Source organism: Pseudomonas sp. JV245A (genome assembly GCF_032424515.1).
Taxonomy (GTDB): Bacteria; Pseudomonadota; Gammaproteobacteria; order Pseudomonadales; family Pseudomonadaceae; genus Aquipseudomonas; species Aquipseudomonas protegens.
On sequence record NZ_VYKE01000552.1, the window covers coordinates 1 to 434 of the forward strand.

A 434-nucleotide genomic window follows, 5' to 3' on the forward strand; every position below is an offset into this window, starting at 1 on the left:
CCGGTCGGGGTTTCCATCACTATGGCTGAGCGCTGCTCACGCTTTGCCGAAAGCCGCGACAAGGCCCTGGAGCTGTTCGCCAGCAAGGGCTTCGGCCAGGTCGGCATGCGTGAGCTGGCGAGCCATCTGGGGCTGACCCCGGGCTCGCTGTACCACCATTACCCGAGCAAGCAGCACCTGTTGCTGGACCTGATCGAGGAGTTCTTCGATGAGCTGCACAGCACCCTCAAGCGCCTGCAACGGCGCAAGTTGCAGGGCGACTGCCTGCCGGCGCTGATCCGCGCCCACCTGAAGCTGCATCGGGAATTGCCGCGGCATTTCCGCCTGGTGGAGCGCGACAGCGGCTGCCTCAATCCCGACCAGCAACTGCGGGTCGGGCAATTGCGCGAACGCTACGAACAACAGCTGGTGCAGTTGCTGGGCACCCCGACCGG

General features: G+C 65.2%; 1 protein-coding gene. It reads left to right on the plus strand.

The window, feature by feature from the left end:
* Positions 1-21: 21 nt before the first annotated feature.
* Positions 22-434 (plus strand): TetR/AcrR family transcriptional regulator (locus F6S12_RS32980; RefSeq protein ID WP_315870021.1); only part of this gene is annotated, 413 nt, incomplete at its 3' end.